General features: G+C 42.2%; 15 protein-coding genes and 2 pseudogenes. 5 read left to right on the forward strand and 12 right to left on the reverse strand.

Annotated elements, in window-relative coordinates; translation table 11 throughout:
* The first annotated feature begins 12 nt into the window (after window positions 1–12).
* The 3 genes from KUL49_RS17260 to KUL49_RS17270 all read left to right on the forward strand — a co-directional run bounded on the left by KUL49_RS17260 (window position 13) and on the right by KUL49_RS17270 (window position 4423).
* Complete coding sequence (locus tag KUL49_RS17260) at window positions 13–1470, forward strand: BNR-4 repeat-containing protein (RefSeq protein WP_131138078.1); 1458 nt, start codon at window positions 13–15, stop codon at window positions 1468–1470.
* A 68-nt stretch (window positions 1471–1538) separates the two neighbouring features.
* Window positions 1539–2780 carry a glycoside hydrolase family 105 protein gene (locus KUL49_RS17265; protein WP_131138079.1) on the forward strand — a complete coding sequence of 414 codons (1242 nt, stop codon included), beginning with the start codon at window positions 1539–1541 and terminating at the stop codon, window positions 2778–2780.
* Window positions 2781–3004: 224 nt separating this feature from the next.
* On the forward strand, window positions 3005–4423 hold the full coding sequence (locus tag KUL49_RS17270) for a sulfatase (protein WP_131138080.1): 1419 nt from the start codon (window positions 3005–3007) through the stop codon (window positions 4421–4423).
* A 48-nt stretch (window positions 4424–4471) separates the two neighbouring features.
* On the opposite strand, the gene KUL49_RS17275 is transcribed toward KUL49_RS17270, so the two are convergent.
* The 6 genes from KUL49_RS17275 to KUL49_RS17300 form a co-directional block, all read right to left on the reverse strand.
* Entirely contained in the window at window positions 4472–4975 is a 504-nt protein-coding gene (locus KUL49_RS17275) for a YgjV family protein (protein WP_131138096.1), read from the reverse strand.
* 72 nt (window positions 4976–5047) lie between these two features.
* The gene (locus KUL49_RS17280) at window positions 5048–6430 is read right to left on the reverse strand and encodes an NAD(P)(+) transhydrogenase (Re/Si-specific) subunit beta (RefSeq protein WP_181412776.1); all 1383 of its coding nucleotides are present in this window, start codon (window positions 6428–6430) and stop codon (window positions 5048–5050) included.
* A 13-nt stretch (window positions 6431–6443) separates the two neighbouring features.
* The gene (locus KUL49_RS17285; protein WP_131138081.1) at window positions 6444–6728 is read right to left on the reverse strand and encodes an NAD(P) transhydrogenase subunit alpha; all 285 of its coding nucleotides are present in this window, start codon (window positions 6726–6728) and stop codon (window positions 6444–6446) included.
* 2 nt (window positions 6729–6730) lie between these two features.
* Entirely contained in the window at window positions 6731–7888 is a 1158-nt protein-coding gene (locus KUL49_RS17290; RefSeq protein WP_131138082.1) for an NAD(P) transhydrogenase subunit alpha, read from the reverse strand.
* 173 nt (window positions 7889–8061) lie between these two features.
* Window positions 8062–8376, reverse strand: a complete 315-nt coding sequence (rhaM, locus tag KUL49_RS17295; RefSeq protein WP_131138083.1) for an L-rhamnose mutarotase — start codon at window positions 8374–8376, stop codon at window positions 8062–8064.
* A gap of 3 nt (window positions 8377–8379) precedes the next feature.
* Window positions 8380–9291: a DUF4861 family protein gene (locus KUL49_RS17300; RefSeq protein WP_131138084.1), complete on the reverse strand. Its 912-nt coding sequence runs from the start codon at window positions 9289–9291 to the stop codon at window positions 8380–8382.
* A gap of 329 nt (window positions 9292–9620) precedes the next feature.
* Here KUL49_RS17300 and KUL49_RS17305 point away from each other — a divergent pair, with 329 nt between their 5' ends.
* Both KUL49_RS17305 and KUL49_RS17310 read left to right on the forward strand, forming a co-directional pair.
* A complete protein-coding gene (locus tag KUL49_RS17305; RefSeq protein ID WP_131138085.1) occupies window positions 9621–12689 on the forward strand; it encodes a TonB-dependent receptor in 3069 nt (1022 codons plus the stop codon).
* A 1101-nt stretch (window positions 12690–13790) separates the two neighbouring features.
* The gene (locus KUL49_RS17310; protein ID WP_131138086.1) at window positions 13791–14282 is read left to right on the forward strand and encodes a hypothetical protein; all 492 of its coding nucleotides are present in this window, start codon (window positions 13791–13793) and stop codon (window positions 14280–14282) included.
* A gap of 23 nt (window positions 14283–14305) precedes the next feature.
* Here KUL49_RS17310 and KUL49_RS21310 read toward each other — a convergent pair whose 3' ends face one another.
* From KUL49_RS21310 to KUL49_RS21330, 6 genes and pseudogenes are all read right to left on the reverse strand, one after another.
* On the reverse strand, window positions 14306–14704 hold the full coding sequence (locus KUL49_RS21310) for a hypothetical protein (RefSeq protein ID WP_242633877.1): 399 nt from the start codon (window positions 14702–14704) through the stop codon (window positions 14306–14308).
* Window positions 14705–14791: 87 nt separating this feature from the next.
* Entirely contained in the window at window positions 14792–15502 is a 711-nt protein-coding gene (locus KUL49_RS21315; protein WP_242633878.1) for a DUF4982 domain-containing protein, read from the reverse strand.
* Window positions 15503–15631: 129 nt separating this feature from the next.
* Window positions 15632–16492, reverse strand: coding sequence for a glycoside hydrolase family 2 TIM barrel-domain containing protein (locus KUL49_RS21320; RefSeq protein ID WP_258312673.1), 861 nt, complete (start codon window positions 16490–16492; stop codon window positions 15632–15634).
* 18 nt (window positions 16493–16510) lie between these two features.
* Window positions 16511–16642, reverse strand: a pseudogene (locus KUL49_RS21325) (hypothetical protein); the annotation flags it as partial.
* A gap of 45 nt (window positions 16643–16687) precedes the next feature.
* Window positions 16688–17011 (reverse strand): annotated as a pseudogene (locus KUL49_RS21470) (beta-galactosidase); the annotation flags it as partial.
* Window positions 17012–17023: 12 nt separating this feature from the next.
* Window positions 17024–17413, reverse strand: coding sequence for a hypothetical protein (locus KUL49_RS21330; RefSeq protein ID WP_242633880.1), 390 nt, complete (start codon window positions 17411–17413; stop codon window positions 17024–17026).
* Between the last annotated feature and the right edge of the window lie 422 nt (window positions 17414–17835).

Consider the following 17835-nt stretch of genomic DNA (forward strand, 5'->3'; position numbering starts at 1 on the left):
GGGATAGATACGATGTTAAAACGTCAATTTTTACTCAAGAAAACGCAACTAGCGTTCAGTGTAGCTTTAATGAGCGGAGCAGTTCTATCTGGCTGTGCTATGCAAACGAGTAAAGTAGGTCCTACAGCCTCTGAAAACACTCAGTTTGTAGAGTACTTTGCAGACAACGCAGTAGGTAACCCTCTCGCAATTGTTCAGCATCCAGCGGCCATACACCAAAACGGAATTACCTATGTGTCTTATCAAGGGCCTAAAGAAGATCCGTTTGTTGCCACGTATGATCACAGAACCAAAGAGTGGAAAGGCCCCTTCAAAGCGGGGACCAGCGAGTTAGGTCGGCGCGATGGTGGCAAGAAGTTCGATAACCATGGTAAACCAACCATGCTTATTGATAACGAAGGCTATATCCACATTTTTTATGGTGGCCATGGCGGCCATAAATCAGACGGTCACAATCCTTTAGGTAACACGCATTTTGGTGCAAACAAGCATGCGGTTTCTAAACGTCCTTATGATATTACTGAGTGGGAAGATTTAGACAATATCACGCCTTTCGGTACTTATAACCAAGTAGTCAAAATGGACAACGGCGATATTTATCTGTTTTTCCGTCATGGAGCTCACCGTAGTGATTGGGTGTATCAGAAGTCTGTTGACAACGGGCGAACTTTTTCTGCGCCTGTGTCATTTCTTAAGCACAAACGTCGCACAGACTTAAAGGCTGTGGATAGCTGGTACGCATGGGTCGGAAAAGGGGAAGGAGATAACCTAATCGTTTCCTACGATTATCATATTTGCTGGGATAGTGATGCTGGTAGGGATGATAGAGGGCATACCCCAGAGCGTCACGACCTTTACTTCATGAAGTTCAACACGCAGACAAATGAATGGAGTAATGTGAAAGGCGAGGCTTTGTCTCTGCCGGTTACCAAGGAAATGGCTGATGAGAAAACGTTAGCAATGAAAACGGGCGAGCTTTGGACATTTAATGGTACTTCACACCTCGATAGTAAAGGTAACCCACATATAGCAATCAATGCTGGTGTAGATATCGGTCAGAAGGCTGGTGGCCCCAAACAAACTAGACATGTTTGGTGGAACGGTGAGCAGTGGTTAGGCGGCGAAAAAATCATCGATGGATATGAAGGTGTATCTCGTGGTGACTTTCTAGTCAACGGCCCTGAAGATATTCGCTACCTGGTTGCTTACGAAAAGGACGGGGACGCGGTTTTGTCGTGGTGGAACAGCAATAATAACGGAAATTCATTCTCAGAATCATCAACTGTGCTACGAAAAGAAAATGCTAGTTTCGCTATCACAACACTAATCGAGAACGCGCATCCAGAGGCACAAATGCTAGTGGCTGAAAAAGAGAGTGATGAAAACATAAAAATTTATCTGGTCGGTGAAGATGGTCCGGTACCGCGATCTTTGAGCAGCCTCAATGCTTCAAAAATAATGGATATGTAAACCCCCATAGATGTTAATTGCTCCTGGGTTTTAGGAAGCAGACTGCAAAAAATTAATTGAGAGTAACGATGAATCACACAAAATTAAAATTTTCAGCCATTGCGGTGAGTTTAGCTATAGGATTAAGTGCATGCTCCGGTGAGTCAACAGAGCAAAAGACAAAAAACGTAGAAGTTGAATCTGTGAAACAAATGGAATCAGCGCAGGTTGAGGCCGAGCAGGACATTCAATCTGAAGCGTTGCGTATAGGAAAAAATGCAGCGAACTGGCAAATAGCTCAGTTTGGCAACTTGGACTATATACCTGAGTCGCATCGCGCTAAATCTGAAAATGCAAAGTTTTGGATTCAAGCTGCATTTTACATCGGTTTGACCCGCTGGATTGATGCTACTGATGACGAGAAGTTAAAGAATTTTGTAAAAAAAGTCGCTGAAAGAGAGAGCTACGAATTAATTCTTGAGCGTCCTTATCATGCAGATGACCACGCGATTGCTCAAACTTATCTTTGGCTCGCTGAGCGTGAAGGTATTGAAAAAGCATATGGGCCTACCAAAGAAGTGTTCGACATGATTTTGAGTAAGCCCCCTGAAGTCGGATTAGAAATGGGGGATAGTGAGTCGAGTACGGGTAATTATCATTTGGAAGGGAACTGCCAACTAAGATGGTGTTGGGCCGATGCGTTATTTATGGCACCTCGTGCATGGGCCCAAATGACGAAAGTTACCGGCGACCCAAAATATCTTGAGTACGGTGACAATGAATTTTGGGCAGCGGCAGACTACCTTTTCTCTGATGAGTACGGCTTGTTTTATAGAGACAGCCGCTATTTTGATGCGAAGAGCGATAACGGAGAGCCAGTCTTTTGGGGGCGGGGCAATGGTTGGGTTTTTGCCGCCATACCAATGATTATTGAAGAATTGCCTGACGGGCATCCTTCTAGAGAACGTTATATCGAGCTTTATAAAAAGAATGCAGAGGGGTTAATGGCACTTCAGAAAGAAGACGGTTATTGGTCAGCCTCTTTGATGGACCCTGATAAGGTAAAAACACCAGAGGTGAGTGGCACAGGGTTTATAACCTTTGGTCTAGCCTGGGGCGTTAATAACGGCATCTTGACTGACCAGCGTTCAAAAGAAATTGTCGAAAAAGGCTGGGAAGCAATTACGAAAGCGGTTTCTGACGATGGTCGCGTTCATTGGGTTCAGCACGTTGGAAAGAGTCCTGACCCTGTAAAAGAGTCTGACTCTCAGCTATATGGAACAGGTGCTGTGCTACTAGCTGCGTCAGAAATGTTGAAATGGAATAAATAGAAACGTTTGTATTTCAGCCCCTAGTTTTACGCGCGTTGGCTAGGGGCTTTTTTGTATCTGCAATTCTCAATTTTGAGATCTCATCTTTCAAAATGTAATAGAGGAAGGAAGAAATCTATTTGAAACAGAGGTTTTTCTGGTACTCGATATACTCAAAGAATGATTTATTGAAAGGTTAAATAAAAAGCGCAGTGCTAACTAATATACAAATAAAGGAATCTGAAATGCTCTCATCCGAAAGAAAAATAAAACAAAATCTGTTGCGTTTGACAAGCTGTGCGATTGTCTTATTTTCTCTAGCAAGCTGTGCCAACCAAACTAAACAAAATGTGATAACTAATGCCGCCGAGCAGCCAGCGCCACCAAATATACTTTTGATACTATCTGATGACCACGCATGGAATGATTATAGTTTCATGGGCCATAAGATCGTTAATACACCCAGCTTAGATACTTTAGCCAACGAAGGGGTTACGTTTAGTAAAGGCTATGTTCCGACTTCACTCTGTAGACCTTCTCTAGCAACAATTGCAACAGGTCTTTATGCTAGCCAACACGGCATTACTGGAAACGACCCCTCTAGAGAAACTCCAGGAGGAAAACAAGGAGAGCAATATAAACAGCTTCGCTCGCAAATTATCGCAAAGATTGATGAAGTTAAAACCTTACCAGAATTATTAAAAGAAAAAGGCTACGTATCTCTACAGACCGGAAAGTGGTGGGAAGGCAGTTACGAACGAGGCGGTTTTGATGAAGGAATGACAAAAGGATTTCCGAATCCAGGTGGTCGACATGGCGATGAGGGCTTAAAAATTGGTCGTGAAGGAGTCGATACTATTACCCGTTTTATAGACAAGACTCATGAGGCAAATAAGCCGTTTTTTGTTTGGTATGCGCCATTTATGCCGCACTCGCCACACACGCCTCCTAAGCGAATTTTATCTAAGTACGAAAAGTATGACTTACCAGAGTCTATTGCTAAATACTACGCGATGATTGAATGGTTTGATGAAACGAATGGAGAATTGTTTAGCCATCTTGAAAAACGTGGTTTGAAAGATAACACGCTTATTGTTTATGTTTCTGACAACGGGTGGATTACTAACCCACTGCAAACTGATAGGTTTTTACCAAAGTCGAAGCAAAGCCCAAATGAAAGTGGCGTTCGGACCCCTATTATTTACTCATTGCCAAATAAATTTAAGTCATCCTTTAGACAAGAAAGGGTGAGTAGTATTGATATAGTCCCTACTATTTTAGGTGCAGCGGGTATAAGCGTTCCAAGTGAACTACCAGGTATTAATTTGTACGATAGTTTAGTAACGGGTGAAGATATCGATAGAGAATTAATATTTGGCGAAGGTTTTGCACATGACATGGATGAGATAGACGACGTTGAGTCTACACTGCTTTATCGCTGGGTCATTAAAGGCGATTGGAAATTAATTGTTAGCTATGATGGTAAAAATGTTAGTTACCAGAAATATCATGATGAATTTTTGGTTGGCCCAAGACTCTATAATCTCGCTAACGATGAATTCGAAGAGAAAAACTTGGCTGCGCAATACCCTGATAAGGTTGGCGAACTGAAAAAAGAAATCGAAGAGTGGTATGCATTGGAAGAACGTAAACTAATTCAGTAACATCTTCGATAAATTCCATGAAGCTTGTTGCTATTGCGGCAGGCTTCTTTAATTCTTCCCGTTATTATCTTTACGCAATCGGTAAATAGTGATGCTATTTGCCGCTATCACACTAATTTCAAGCAAAATTCCTCCAACAGAACCTAGATAGATATTGTTCGTTAACCAAAAAACGGCCCCGCAAATAAAGAGTTGTCTCATTCTTATGCCTGAAGCATAAAAGATAGCGTAAGTGCCAAAACAAGCACCAAATATAGGACAAAGGTCAATAAGCTGGTTAACGTTAAAAGTTCCCCAAACAATATTTATGGCTATAAATACGATGCCTATAGACTTGTGGTTAGTTTTGACCGATATGATCGTGCGAAAAAAGTTGAGAAAATTAGCGATAGTTCCAGTGACGGAACCTAAAAAGAAAAAGTGAGCCGTTTGAAATGTAAACATAACAATTAGGCTTATCTTAAGTTTTATATCGCTTTTTTGTGTAAAAGAGTAAATCGCAACTAAAAAAGCGAGCACACCAAAAAGCTGACCAAGGGAAGTAAAAGACATGCTTGTGATGTACCCACTTAACAGTAAGAAAAAGGCTCGTATACCTACAAATACGAGCTCTGGTTCGTTCAACTAGTCGCCAAATTCGCGGATTAGGCCGTTAATCGTTTCTTTAGCATCGCCCAGAATCATTCGCGTGTTATCCTTAAAGAATAAAGGATTGTCGACACCAGCGAAGCCTGCGTTAGCTGAGCGCTTCAACACAAATACAGTTTTTGCACGATGAGCTTCAATAACCGGCATCCCGTAAATGGGACTACCTTTCATCTCTTTCGCAGCCGGGTTAACAACATCGTTAGCGCCTATTACAATAACAACGTCATAATTTTCCATTCGAGGATTAACGTCGTCCATTTCGTAAAGCTGGTCGTAAGGAACATCTGCTTCCGCTAACAGAACGTTCATATGCCCTGGCATACGCCCTGCAACTGCGTGAATGGCATAATCTACTGTACATCCGTTTTCTTCTAGTAAGGTGTGAAGCTCTCTAACAGCATGTTGCGCTTGAGCTACGGCCATTCCATATCCAGGCACAACCAATACGGCTTGCGCCGCCTCAAGTACATAAAAGGCATCTTGAGGTGATAGCACTTTTATTTCGCCAGTAATAACCTCACCTTGCTCGATAGGTTTGGCAAAACCTGACAACAGAACGTTCATCAGCGATCTATTCATTGCCTTACACATTATGTTCGTGAGGATTAACCCTGAAGCGCCAACCAGTAGGCCGGTTACAATCAAGATTGTATTGCCTACTGCGAGACCTGCTGCTGAAGCGGCAATACCTGAATAGCTGTTTAGCAAAGCGATAACTACAGGCATATCTGCTCCACCTATAGAGATCGTCGCCCACAGTCCGAAGCTCAGCCCTAATGCAATAATACAATACAGCCATACTTCATTAGACGGTTGTGTTACAAAGAGATACCCCACGGCTACCATAGCCACCAAATGAAGGATACTTAATTCCCTTAGCCCAGTGAAAATGAACGCCTTTGAAGATAATTTTCCTGAAAGTTTGCCCCAAGCAACTACGGATCCTGAAAACGTAATCCCGCCAATGAGCAGCGTTAAAAGAACAGTAACGAAAACAAAAGCCTGATTATAACCCGATGTGCTGATTTCCATACTGCTAACTGTCGCCCACCCTAATAGCAACGAAGCAGCGCCACCAAAGCCGTTAAAAAGAGAAACCATTTCTGGCATTTGCGTCATCTGCACACTACGAGCTTTCCATGCGCCATAAAGTCCACCGATAAGCACACCAGCTAAAATGTAATGGTAACTAATAATTTGCTGGTCGAGCAGAGTAACCATTACAGCTACAAACATACCCATCGCTGACACGAAGTTTCCTTTGCGTGCAGTTGAAGGATGACTAAGTAATTTAAGACCAAATATAAAAAGCCCTGCTGCTAATACATAAGCAAGGTTAATAAGTGTTTCAATTGTCATGTTCAGCACTCTCTTAGTTATTATCTTTCTTTTTAAACATGCCAAGCATGCGATCGGTAACAAGATAACCGCCCACAACGTTAATACTTGCTAACGTTACAGCCGCAGTACCCAATATAGTTGTCAACATACTGTGATCAGAACCAGATGAGACTAGAGCACCAACTAAGGTAATACCTGAAATAGCATTTGAACCAGACATCAATGGAGTGTGTAACGTGGCAGGGACTTTACGAATGAGTTCAAATCCAAGAAACGCAGCGAGTAATACAATAAATAGTAGGTAAATAGTTTCCATTATTAAACTCCTTCGTACGCAGACAACAGCATGTCATTTCGAATTAGTCCGCCATGAGTAATGACAGCAGCATCAAGAATGTCATCTTCAAACGTTAGTTCGAATTCAATAGGCTCGTTTTTTACAAACTCATCCAGCAAGTTGTAAATGTTGTTTGCGTACATATCGGTCGCAGCCCTAGGTACGCCTTCACTCCAGAAGCCGTCTCCAATAATAGTAACGTTATTTAGTACAACGGTTTCACCTGGCTTAGAGCCTTCTACGTTGCCGCCAGAAACCGCTGCCATATCCACAACAACGCATCCCGGTTTCATAGTTGCTAACGTTTCTTTTGAAATTAGCACAGGCGGCTTACGACCGAATAGCTGAGCTGTAGTGATAACTATATCTGAACTAGCTATGGCTTCTTTTTGAGCTTGTGCGACCAATGCTTGTTGCTCGTCAGAGAGTTCTTTAGCGTAGCCGTCTTTTGTTTGACCCGTTTCACCTATATCAATATCGAGGAATTTACCGCCTAAAGATTCTACTTGTTCAGCTACAACTGGGCGTGTGTCATAGGCCAGCACATTAGCACCAAGTCGCTTGGCTGTCGCAATAGCCTGCAGACCCGCAACGCCCGCGCCAATAATAAACACTTTGGCAGGTTTAATTGTACCTGAAGGTGTCATCATCATTGGTAATATAGAGGGAAGTGTGTTTGCGGCCTTCATCACCATCGCATATCCAGCTAAACTCGCTTGAGAGCTCAATGCGTCCATTTTTTGTGCTCTAGACGTTCTGGGTATCATTTCTACTGAGAGCGCCGTTAAATTGGCCTTTGCTAGTTTAGTTACCAACGCTTCGTTAAAAAATGGGTCTAAGTGTCCAATGACGACTGTGCCAGCAGACAGCTTTTCAACAATGGATTCTCTAGGTGTGTTGACACAGGCTAGTATATCTACTTGCTCGGCTATTTCTGTAGTATCGGCAACAATGTTAGCGCCAGCTTCAGCGAAGTCTCCATCTGTATAATGTGATAGCTGTCCGGCATCTTTTTCGATATAGACTTCAATGCCTTTTTTGATAAGCTTGGCAATAGTTTGTGGAGACACTGCACAGCGCCGCTCCACATGAGCGTGGTGCCTTTGCTCTAGGGCTTCGTTTAAAATTAGGATTTTCAATTAACTCTCCTTTTCGAAACTATAGGAGAATGAGGTGACTCATTCAGTAAACTTCTCTGTCGTTAACTGATATGGTTTAAAGAAGCCCGTTCCTTAATTATGTTAAGCGTGCTGCCGGTGTTTTTAGCGTTGTTAGAATTACACCGGCTACTCTTGGATAGACATAAAAAGCCTTAATCTAAGTGAAAAACCTTTCTTAGATCGGTGGCTACAGGTTCGTTGTCTTCGTGTGTGTCCATTATGTCTGCCATATGCTGCCACCACTTCTTAACTACAGCATTATTTGGCAGCGCATCCATGGTGTGGTCGTCCTCGCGCTTTAGCACAGCAAAGAGCTTATTCGAGCTTTCCTCATAGAAAATACTGTAGTCTGACACGCCCGCATTTTTAAGCTCTTCCACCAGCTCGGGCCATATTTCGTCATGACGTTTTTTATACTCTTGTTCATAACCCGGCTTTAGTGTCATTACAAAGGCAACTTTTTCCATCTATTAGTACTCCAGGCTGTTCAAGTATTCTTTCCATTGCTCCACAGTAGTGATCTCATTGTCACCTTCCCATGCAAAGCCTGCTTTGTAGTTCAGTTTACCTTCTGATGATGTTTGGGTTATTAGCCAAATATGACTTTCATCTTTCTTCTCAGAAGGTGTATGTATAATGTTACCAATTTTACTTGGCTCGATAACGGCTGCCGTACCCAGACCTTGGTTGTCAATTTTTTCCCACGCGGCAATCCATCCTTCTTGTTGATTCTTGTACACATCGGCTTTTTCGTCGTGTGTAGCTACACCTATGGCAATAGGGAGAGAGGCTGGCGCATTATTTAGGTAGAAAGTAGAATCGACGTTGTACATCCGAGAGCCTAGAGCGAGCGACACGGTTTTAACTTCTTTTACCATGCCAATAGGCGTTTCAAATTCGTAGTAAAGAGTAAACTTAACTTCGTCAGTATTGTTTTTATGAATTTCATAGCGAGTAAAGTTGTGGCCGTAGTACGGTATTTCGTTTATCCATACTGCTGAGCCACCCACGCCACGACTGATACCCGTATGGTAGGGGTCGTAACCTTCACCTCTGTCCTCGTGATACGACTGGCCACTGAAGTGCAAATCATACCACTTGTCGATAATCGAATAATCGACCTTCTTTAACCATGCGTCCACGCCACTAGCGTGGCCAGCTAAAGGTGCTGCAGGGCCATAAACCCTAAACGCTACTTTGTCATTTTCCCATGCAAAATCGTCCCGCCTCTCAGGTACGAATTTAGCATATGCCTTGACTTGGTTAGCCTTAGCTGGTGCGCCGTCATTATCAGTTTTTTGTACTTCAGATGAGCACGCTGATATGCCTGATAATCCAATAGCGATCGCCGCGGCTAAACAAATTTGCGTATGTTTAAACATCTACTCTTTCCTCTGTTTGATGGCAAAGCAAGTGCTTGGACATTGTTTACAAGCGTACTCATTTGTCTTTTCAATCAATAGGGTGATTGTTAATGAGTGATATTGCATTATTGTGAGTCGGTTTGCAATGGATTTAGCGCGCGATTTATAGAATTAAACTAACTGTTATTATTTTAAGTTATTAAAATAGCGTTGTTTTATCTAATTCTCTCTTGCCTATAAAATAATTCTAATGTTAACGAAAATATAACAAATATGTTGATATTGGTTAACTTGTGATCTATCTTGCCTTCGTTGTGATTGATAATGATTGTTTATGGAGAGGGTATATGGCGTTAATCGGTGCGAAGAAATTAAGGCTAGCTGTAGCTATTTCATCTGCGATTGCTTGCTATTGTGCAGAGGCTGTCGCTCAGGATACAGATACATCAACAAGTGCAGACCAAGAAACCGAAGTAATAGAGGTTAGAGGAATAAGGAGCGCGCTAGCTAGTGCATTGGCTGAAAAGCGCTCTGCCGACAGTATTAAAGAAGTTATTCAAGCTGAAGATATTGGTAAGTTACCGGATCAGAACTTGGCAGAAGTCTTAGAAAATGTCACAGGCGTTCAGATCGATCGAACTGCCGGCGTGGGAACTGGGGTCCAAATACGCGGTACGAACGCGAACCGAGTCGAAATAAATGGAGTATCAACTGTCGGAAGTGGTAATGGCCGCTCAGGAATTAGTTTTGACGACTTACCAGCAGCACTGATTTCGTCACTAGAAGTTATCAAAGTGCCTACCGCAGAAACTGTCGAGGGCTCTGTAGGTGGAACGATAAACTTACGTACACTTAGAGGCCTTAGTTTAAACGAGCAACTGATTTCAATTCGTGCTCAAGCGGAAAATAGTGATTTGGCAGATGCTACTTCGCCGCGAGTATCTGCAACCTTTGGAGATAGCTTTGACACCGATTATGGGCGAGTCGGTTTGGTTCTCACCGGTAGCTACGCAGAGCAACAGGTTGCTTCGTTTGACCCACGTTTCGACAGAGACAGGGAAGTACTTCCTGATTCTGGTAGCGCTAGCGCAGAGTCGTTTCCATTTTTAAGAACGCAGTTTCTGGATCAAGTCATTTCTCGGTATGAATATGAAACTAAGAACTTCACTGGGTCTTTGGAGTTCGAGCCGATGGATAATTTAAGGTTATACTTTGATGCAACGGTAAATCGTCAAGAACGGGCTCAAAAAAGCTCTCGTGCATTCATTTCAGGCACTGGTGGCTCGGCTGTCGTGGACAATACCGATAACACAGCGTTTGAAACTATCGATTTAGGAACAATTGATGGACCAAATGGACCTTTAGTTCTGGGTGAGGTTCAAGCTGTTTTAACAGGAACTCTGGGTGTAGGTGTTGATGCTAATAACAATAATATCGATCCTAATCTAAGGACTAGCGTTAATACAGGCTCACGTATTACAGACAGTGATGTATTCGCCACCGGTTTCGATCTTTTGTTAGATCGCCTTGCTCTTAAAGGTGAAGTATCTTATTCGAGCTCGGATTCGGTTTTTCCTCGATTGAATACGGAGCTTGATTTTATAAATCCAAATGGCCCGCAACCGAGCGAAGGGATGAGTATCGATAATGGTGTACCTGTAGAGTTTGATGCTTCGGGTCGCACGCTTCAATTCGGGATAGCTCAAAATGCTGAATTCGGCCCTTCGAGCCAAGACTTGTTAAATCCAGCTAACTATGCGCTTCGTGGTGTCGGTGTGGGTAGAAGTACTCAAGAAAATTCCGAAACAGCATTTAGACTAGATGGAGATTACGATATCTCCGATTTAAATCCGTATTTTTCAGGCATTAAAGCAGGTTTGAGATGGAATAAAAATAAGGCAGAAAGTAACGATATAAACACTTCGACGAACTTTTCTAACCCTAACTCTGCATTCTACAGACCTAGGGCGGATCTGTTTTCAAATATTGTTTCTGCTGGTCCATCAAACTTTAATGATGCTGATGGAAGACGCTTGTACATTGCTGACTACCTTACCGTAGACGGTGACTTATCATTTAATAACCCAGACCAAGTTTTGACTGCTATTAATAACGCGATCGCTGAGAATAATGCTGCTCAAATTGCAAATGGAAATATATCAGAGCCATATCCGTCATTGGCACAACCTGAGCTTCAGCTAGATTCATTTTTTGATATTGAAGAAGAGACAACAGCGTTATATTTGCAAGGAGACTACTTCTTTTATATCAATGATATGACATTTCGCGGAAATGTTGGGGTTCGTTACGTTAGTACAGATATTACTTCGGTAGGTAACAACATAGAGAATGGTGAAGTAACTGGCCTGCGCGAAGAAAGTGCTTCTTATGACTATTATCTGCCAAGATTCAATATTGCGTCTGAAGTTATTGATGATTTAGTAATTCGAGCTGGTGTTGCTAAAGACATTCGAAGACCCAACTTCGATAACCTTTCGACATCAATTAACTTTCCGGGAGGAGCCGGCGCCGCAGTGAGAGTGGGTAACCCAGCTTTGACACCAGAAGAAGTTATTTCTTACGATCTATCTGCCGAATACTACTTCTCTGACTCAAGTTTTATTAGCGTAGGTGTCTTCCACAAAGAAAGAACGGATATTTTTGCCGCAGTCCGCGATAATCCAGAAGAACCTATTGGAGAGAATGGTCAAATTGAGCGGGATATAACCGCACCATGCGAAGGTGGCGGTATATTTAATCCCACTGTTACTGATAGGAATGTTTGGTCGTCTGTTCCTGGTACGGGAATTTGTGTTCCCCTTCAAACGACAATTAACTTGCCAAACGAAGAGACTCAAACTGGCATTGAAGTCGCGTTTCAACATGACCTTTCTGAATATGAAGAGGAGCTTGGATGGGCTTCTGGTTTTGGGGTAATCGCAAACTATACATATCAGGAAGCCGGTGCAGGTATTGAAACATTCCGCCCAGCTACAGGAGATGGAAACGCGCTCAATAAACTATTGGGGCGTACAGATGCTGATCAATCTACAGCGACATTAGCTGACGATATCGTAGAAGAACGAATTGAGTTGGAAGACCTATCTCAAAATGCTTACAACATTACATTGTTCTACGATAAGTACGATCTTAGTGTAAGAGCAAGGTACACATGGCGTTCAGCGTTCAAAACAGGCGACTTGATAAGCTTTGATATGCCGCGAATAGTTGATGACAGGGCTCAGCTAAATATGAGTGTGAGCTATGACATAAATGACACATTCACTGTTGGGCTAGACGGTATAAACTTGCTTCGCGAGGACCGAACAGAGTGGTGTGTAAATGAAGACGCGTTACTTTGTGCACAGGGGTTAACTGATAGACGCATTGTGTTGGGGGTTACTGCAAACCTTTAATCACCTTTTAAACCATTGAGCTAGTGAATAGAATCTACCTCTAGATCATATAGAGGTAGATTTTTTGTTTTAACAAGTGAAGAAAACGGACAGCCCCTTGCGTAAGCTCAAGTTGCTAGGCAATTTTTGACAATACGTAAATCATATTTCGTTTGGCTGTGATACTTGGACCGTAAGTGAATTGGGTCAGTACCGCGAATCAGGTCAAACTGAATTACCATCTATGGGGGAGCCTCCACAATAAGTCCCGTCTGTTCACCTCATTGCAGAAAAATTCTTCACAAGTACACGACCAGCTTTTAAATGATACGAAATCGAGAGACGTACTACTCTTTTAATAATTGTCACCTCGTAAGTCATTGAGTTCGGTTATTGTCGACTGCTTTCTAAGCCTTGTATAAAAATAGCAATTTCATAAGACGGTTGTGAATTACCAAAAATCTTTATGTATACATATTTTCGCCTATGTAGAGAAAAAGTGTGTATGAACCTCGCATTAAAGGTCACTACTAGACTACAAAAAGCCATTAAAGACGGTCACTTCGGCATATTTACAACTCACGATATCGCATCGGCAACAGAATGTGTCAATTAAAGCGTTGCTGGTGGAAAAGAAGTTAGAGATTTGAGGTAAAACTCAAGATGAATTTCTCTCTAGTTTAGAGAAGCAACGTGGTTTGGATTTAGCGTCGGATGAAACAAAACCAGACTTCAAAAGAGATACCTCCCAGCTTGTCCCTCACGATATCAGCATAAATTGAAAGTATTAGGTTGCCCTGTCCGATGGCGACACGAAACGCAATGCTTTAGATATGAGCATGTAATCCAGTTAAGTAACAAACCTTGGTGTTAACCCATGACAAGGTCAAATGCATCTTGACCCTCTGGCATACGCACTTTTCTGCTATTTGTACCTCATTGTTTGAGCGGCGGCCTTGACGTATAGCAGACAGTTGGAAATGCTTTCCTATGAAACACAGATTATGTTTTTCAGGGGAAACGCCGTTACTATAAAGTCTCAGTTATAAGCTTTTAGGAGAAAAAAGGACACAGGAAGTTTTAGGTTTTGTTCTAATAACCGTTGGTTCGAATGCTATTCTCTTGGCTGTTCTAGGCTTTTTGTTTCGTTCAATAATTAATCAACTCCTAACAAAAGATATTAATTATTATAAAGCAGAGTTGGCAACCCAAAATACAAGATTTCAAGTTTCTTATGGCGGTATTTTCGAAAAACAGGCACATGCAAAAATCGAGATCTACTCTAGATTATTAGAATTGTCGCTGGGAGGTCAGCATCTCCGCGAAGCAAAACAATGGAACGCTTACAGAGATCAAATCAGAGAGGTTAAGAATCAGTACCACCAATTAAGAGTTTTGTTAACTGAAGATTTGGATAAGAAAGTTCTTGACTCACCTACTAGCTCGCACCGAATATTAACTCGATCAACTGATGGTCACACACCTGAGGAATTTATCAACAATTTTGAGAAAGCAAAAAATGAAGCATTAAAAGAGATGAGAAAGTTACTTTCAAATCAATATTCTTTGAATAACCATAGAAAGAGCAATTTACAAACCAGCATTGGAACTTAGTTTGCAATTACAACGAGACCAGTTTACTTAAGTGTAAACTGGTCCATGTTAGGGCCGCTTTCACCCATCGTTCTAAATTCTATGTGATTTGCGCCTTTAACAAGAGTAAAGCTCACTGCTTGTTCATCCCATTTACTGTCCCAACTTCCGGTTGGCCTAAATTCAACCGTAGCTACTTTTTTATCATTTACGTATATAGCTAGGGGACCTTTAGACCTCTTGTCATTATGTGTATAGCGGAAAACTGCAGTGTATACGCCTTCGGCGCCATCGTTTTCGTGATACCAATACATGGTACCTTCTTTTTCATTGAATGTTCCATAACCACCACCATGAACGCCGTGGGTTCCTCGCACTGCTGCAGCACCTCGTTCATATTCCGCACCTTCGCCTTGTAAGGATAGACCACGTCCGATCCACATATTAGCAGAGTTCTCATCGCCCCAAAAACAGGCCCACTCCTGGCCCAAACTTTTGTGCCATCTGCATTACAAGCCTGCCATTTATAATTACTTTGGCATACACCGTATCCCCTTCGTTGACCGAAAAAGGCAAAGGTAAGGATTCATTTTGCCTTTATCGGCACTATTTATACTATAAAGAACCTCTACATGCTGCGACGAGAGGTTCGTTGGGTTGGTAATTGCAATTGTCTGTACATCAATCGCAACTTTATTTGATAGTCGTAACGCTTCGTCACCAACTATTGCACCTATCGTTACGAATTCATGGGCATCTGGATATTTAACTTCAACGAATGCGCGATTTTTTCCCATAAATAAGTGTCGATAATTGGATTTATCACGATTTGTGTGTTCATAAGGAGAGCCATTTTCAAGTGCTTTTAATTTTAACCCATCGCTAAAATGATAATAAATCTTATGGCTACCATATGGATAGAAAGTATCTTTATCATCGACCGTTTCAGTGGTTATGACTTTTGCCGTTCTAAAACCATTTTCGGCAGAATAGGTGTCAATAGTGTGTTTTAACCCATCAGGAGAGTTCGCCGTTGTAACCACTTTCTCCAATACCTTTTTGCCATCTCTATAACCAACGGCTTTTATTGATCCCGCTTGCCATGGAACAAACCACTCTGCTTGCATCTCTTGTGCTTGCTTACCAGGCCTATCGCGACCAAGTGATTTACCGTTTAGAAACAACTCGACCTCATCAAGGTTAGAATAAACCCATACTAGAATTAGTGTGCCTTCTTTCATAGTGGGATGTGTCCAACTAGGTAAAATATGAAGTGAGGGTTCATCTAGCCACTGACTTCGATAAAAATGGAAGAGATCTTTCTTGAAACCTGCCAGGTCCAGTGCGCCTCCCATAAAGGCGATGTAAGGCTACCCTCCGTGTGTCAACCCAGCCTCGCCGTGGTAGTCAAAGCCAGTCCAGCGAAAGTGCCCAGCATGGTGGGGTAAGTCTCTTGCTAACTCCCAATTTTTGGGGGCACTGATACGAACTGTCGGGTTATCGTATGAGGAATTAAGATGTTGTTTTTGGTTCGTCCAGTCTTTAGGGTCTCTCCATTCGTAGAAGAAAATCTCTTTTTCTGTAATATCAGGCAACTCGAAAGTGTCGTGTTTAGGTCCGTCACGCCACCAAGTCTGAGTGCGATGGTATCCACGTGTTTGCCAGGTGTGAGGTGCTTCAGTAGAGACAAAGGGGCGATCAAAGCGTTGGTCAAAAAAGCTTTCATTTTCTGAGCCGCCGTTGATTCCTACTACATCGAGGCCTTCTGTATTTGTTGAACCCGAAGTGACCAGGCGCATTGCGTCGTGTTTCTTGATTTCACCAGCTAACTGCGTGACGATGTCGCCATGAGTTTCGTTTCCTACGCTATAAATAACTATTGAAGGGTGGTTTCGGTTGCGTGTAACCCATTCCGTTAAATCTCTTTCCCACCATTCATTGAAATAATAACGACCGTAATCATGCTTGGCTTTTTGCTTCCACCCATCAAACACTTCATCCATTACCATTAAACCAAGTTCATCACAGAGTTCGTAAAACATAGTGGGGTAGGGGTTGTGGCCTGTTCGAATAGTGTTAACCCCCATTTCTCTTAAAAGGTTAAGTTTCCATCTTAGTAAGGGTTTTGTCCAAGCGCCCACCACGGGCCCGCCCTCAAAGTGTTCTGCTACCCCCTGAATCTTGACATTTTGACCATTTATCCAAAATCCCGTGTCCGTCTTCCACTCTATATCTGGAACTCCAAATTTCGTAGCTTGAGAATCGAGAACGTTGTTGTTCTTCAAAAGCGCAACATCTAGGCTGTATAGGTAAGCGTCATGTGGGTTCCAGCGCCGCGCGTTGGGTAACTCAAAAGAAAATGAGAAATCGGTTTTGCCGTTGACTTTTGTGGCTGCTTTTTCAAGCGGGGAGAGCTCTGTGAATACCTAATTACGATCATGGTCGTAAACGGTGTAGCGAAGTGATAGACCGTCAGTATTTTTAGCGCTACTATTTAAGTTAAAGCTAACCTCTACCCTCGTCTTTTGACCTATCTTTGGGGTGTGGATAAATAGTGAATTGTGTTTGATATGAATTGGGTTGAGAATAGCTAGCTTGACTGGAGCAAAGATCCCGCCAGGATGATACCATCTAGTGGATGGCTGAAGTTCGTTGTCAACACGCAAGCTAATAACATTATCGCCTTGCTTAAGATACTTGCTTAACTCATATTGAAAACTGATATAGCCATAAGGCCTTTTGCCAAGATATTCTCCATTAACTTACACTTCGCTATTCATGTATACGCCTTCGAACTGAAGCCAGGCTTGTTTGTTGTGCCAATCATCATTGTAAACAAAGTGCTTCCGGTACCAAGCGGTTCCTCCGCCGTGATAACCGCCTGATTGACCCTGTGATCCAGCTTTGTGTACGCGCTCTTCGAATATGTAGTCGTGAGGGACATCTAGTTTTTTCCAGCCGCTATCATTTATGGTTTCATCTTTATAGATGACGTTATCATCAAGCTTGAACAACCAATCCTCATTGTAGTTTAAATACTGCCTAACTTCGTTTTCCGCATAAACATTGCTTGACAGCAGCGTACTAAAAAAAGCAATAAACACAAATAAAAGGCGCTTGAGTTGATTGCTATTTAAAACAATGTGAAACATTTTTGTATCCCTTTTTTAGTAAAACTCAATTCTGAATTTATTGCAGTATATACACACTTATTTGGTTGGCTTCAGAGCTGTAGCCTTGTAACTAGCCTCCGAGGTATACATTGCTTCTTTGAAATATCGAAACTAATCGATATATACAGTGCATACCGCTTAAATCGTCGTTAACACACATCCCTTACGACGGGATAATGCTTTTGTTATGATTGTCACCATATGAAATATTGTGCGTCTCAAGTTACTTTTTCCTTAAAACCACAATTTAAAAACGTCTAGTTTTGTTCCTGAGCAGCCAAAGCTTATTTAAAGGGCGAAATTGGCCCGTCGTAGTAAAGGCTCCGCGTAATACCAGTAATACAAAATCAAGCGAAATCGCTTCCCTCGTCTACCAACTTTAAGTGACTCAAAGTCTTGTA

This window comes from Alteromonas sp. KUL17, from assembly GCF_006538305.1.
In the GTDB taxonomy this organism is placed as follows: Bacteria; Pseudomonadota; Gammaproteobacteria; order Enterobacterales; family Alteromonadaceae; genus Alteromonas; species Alteromonas macleodii.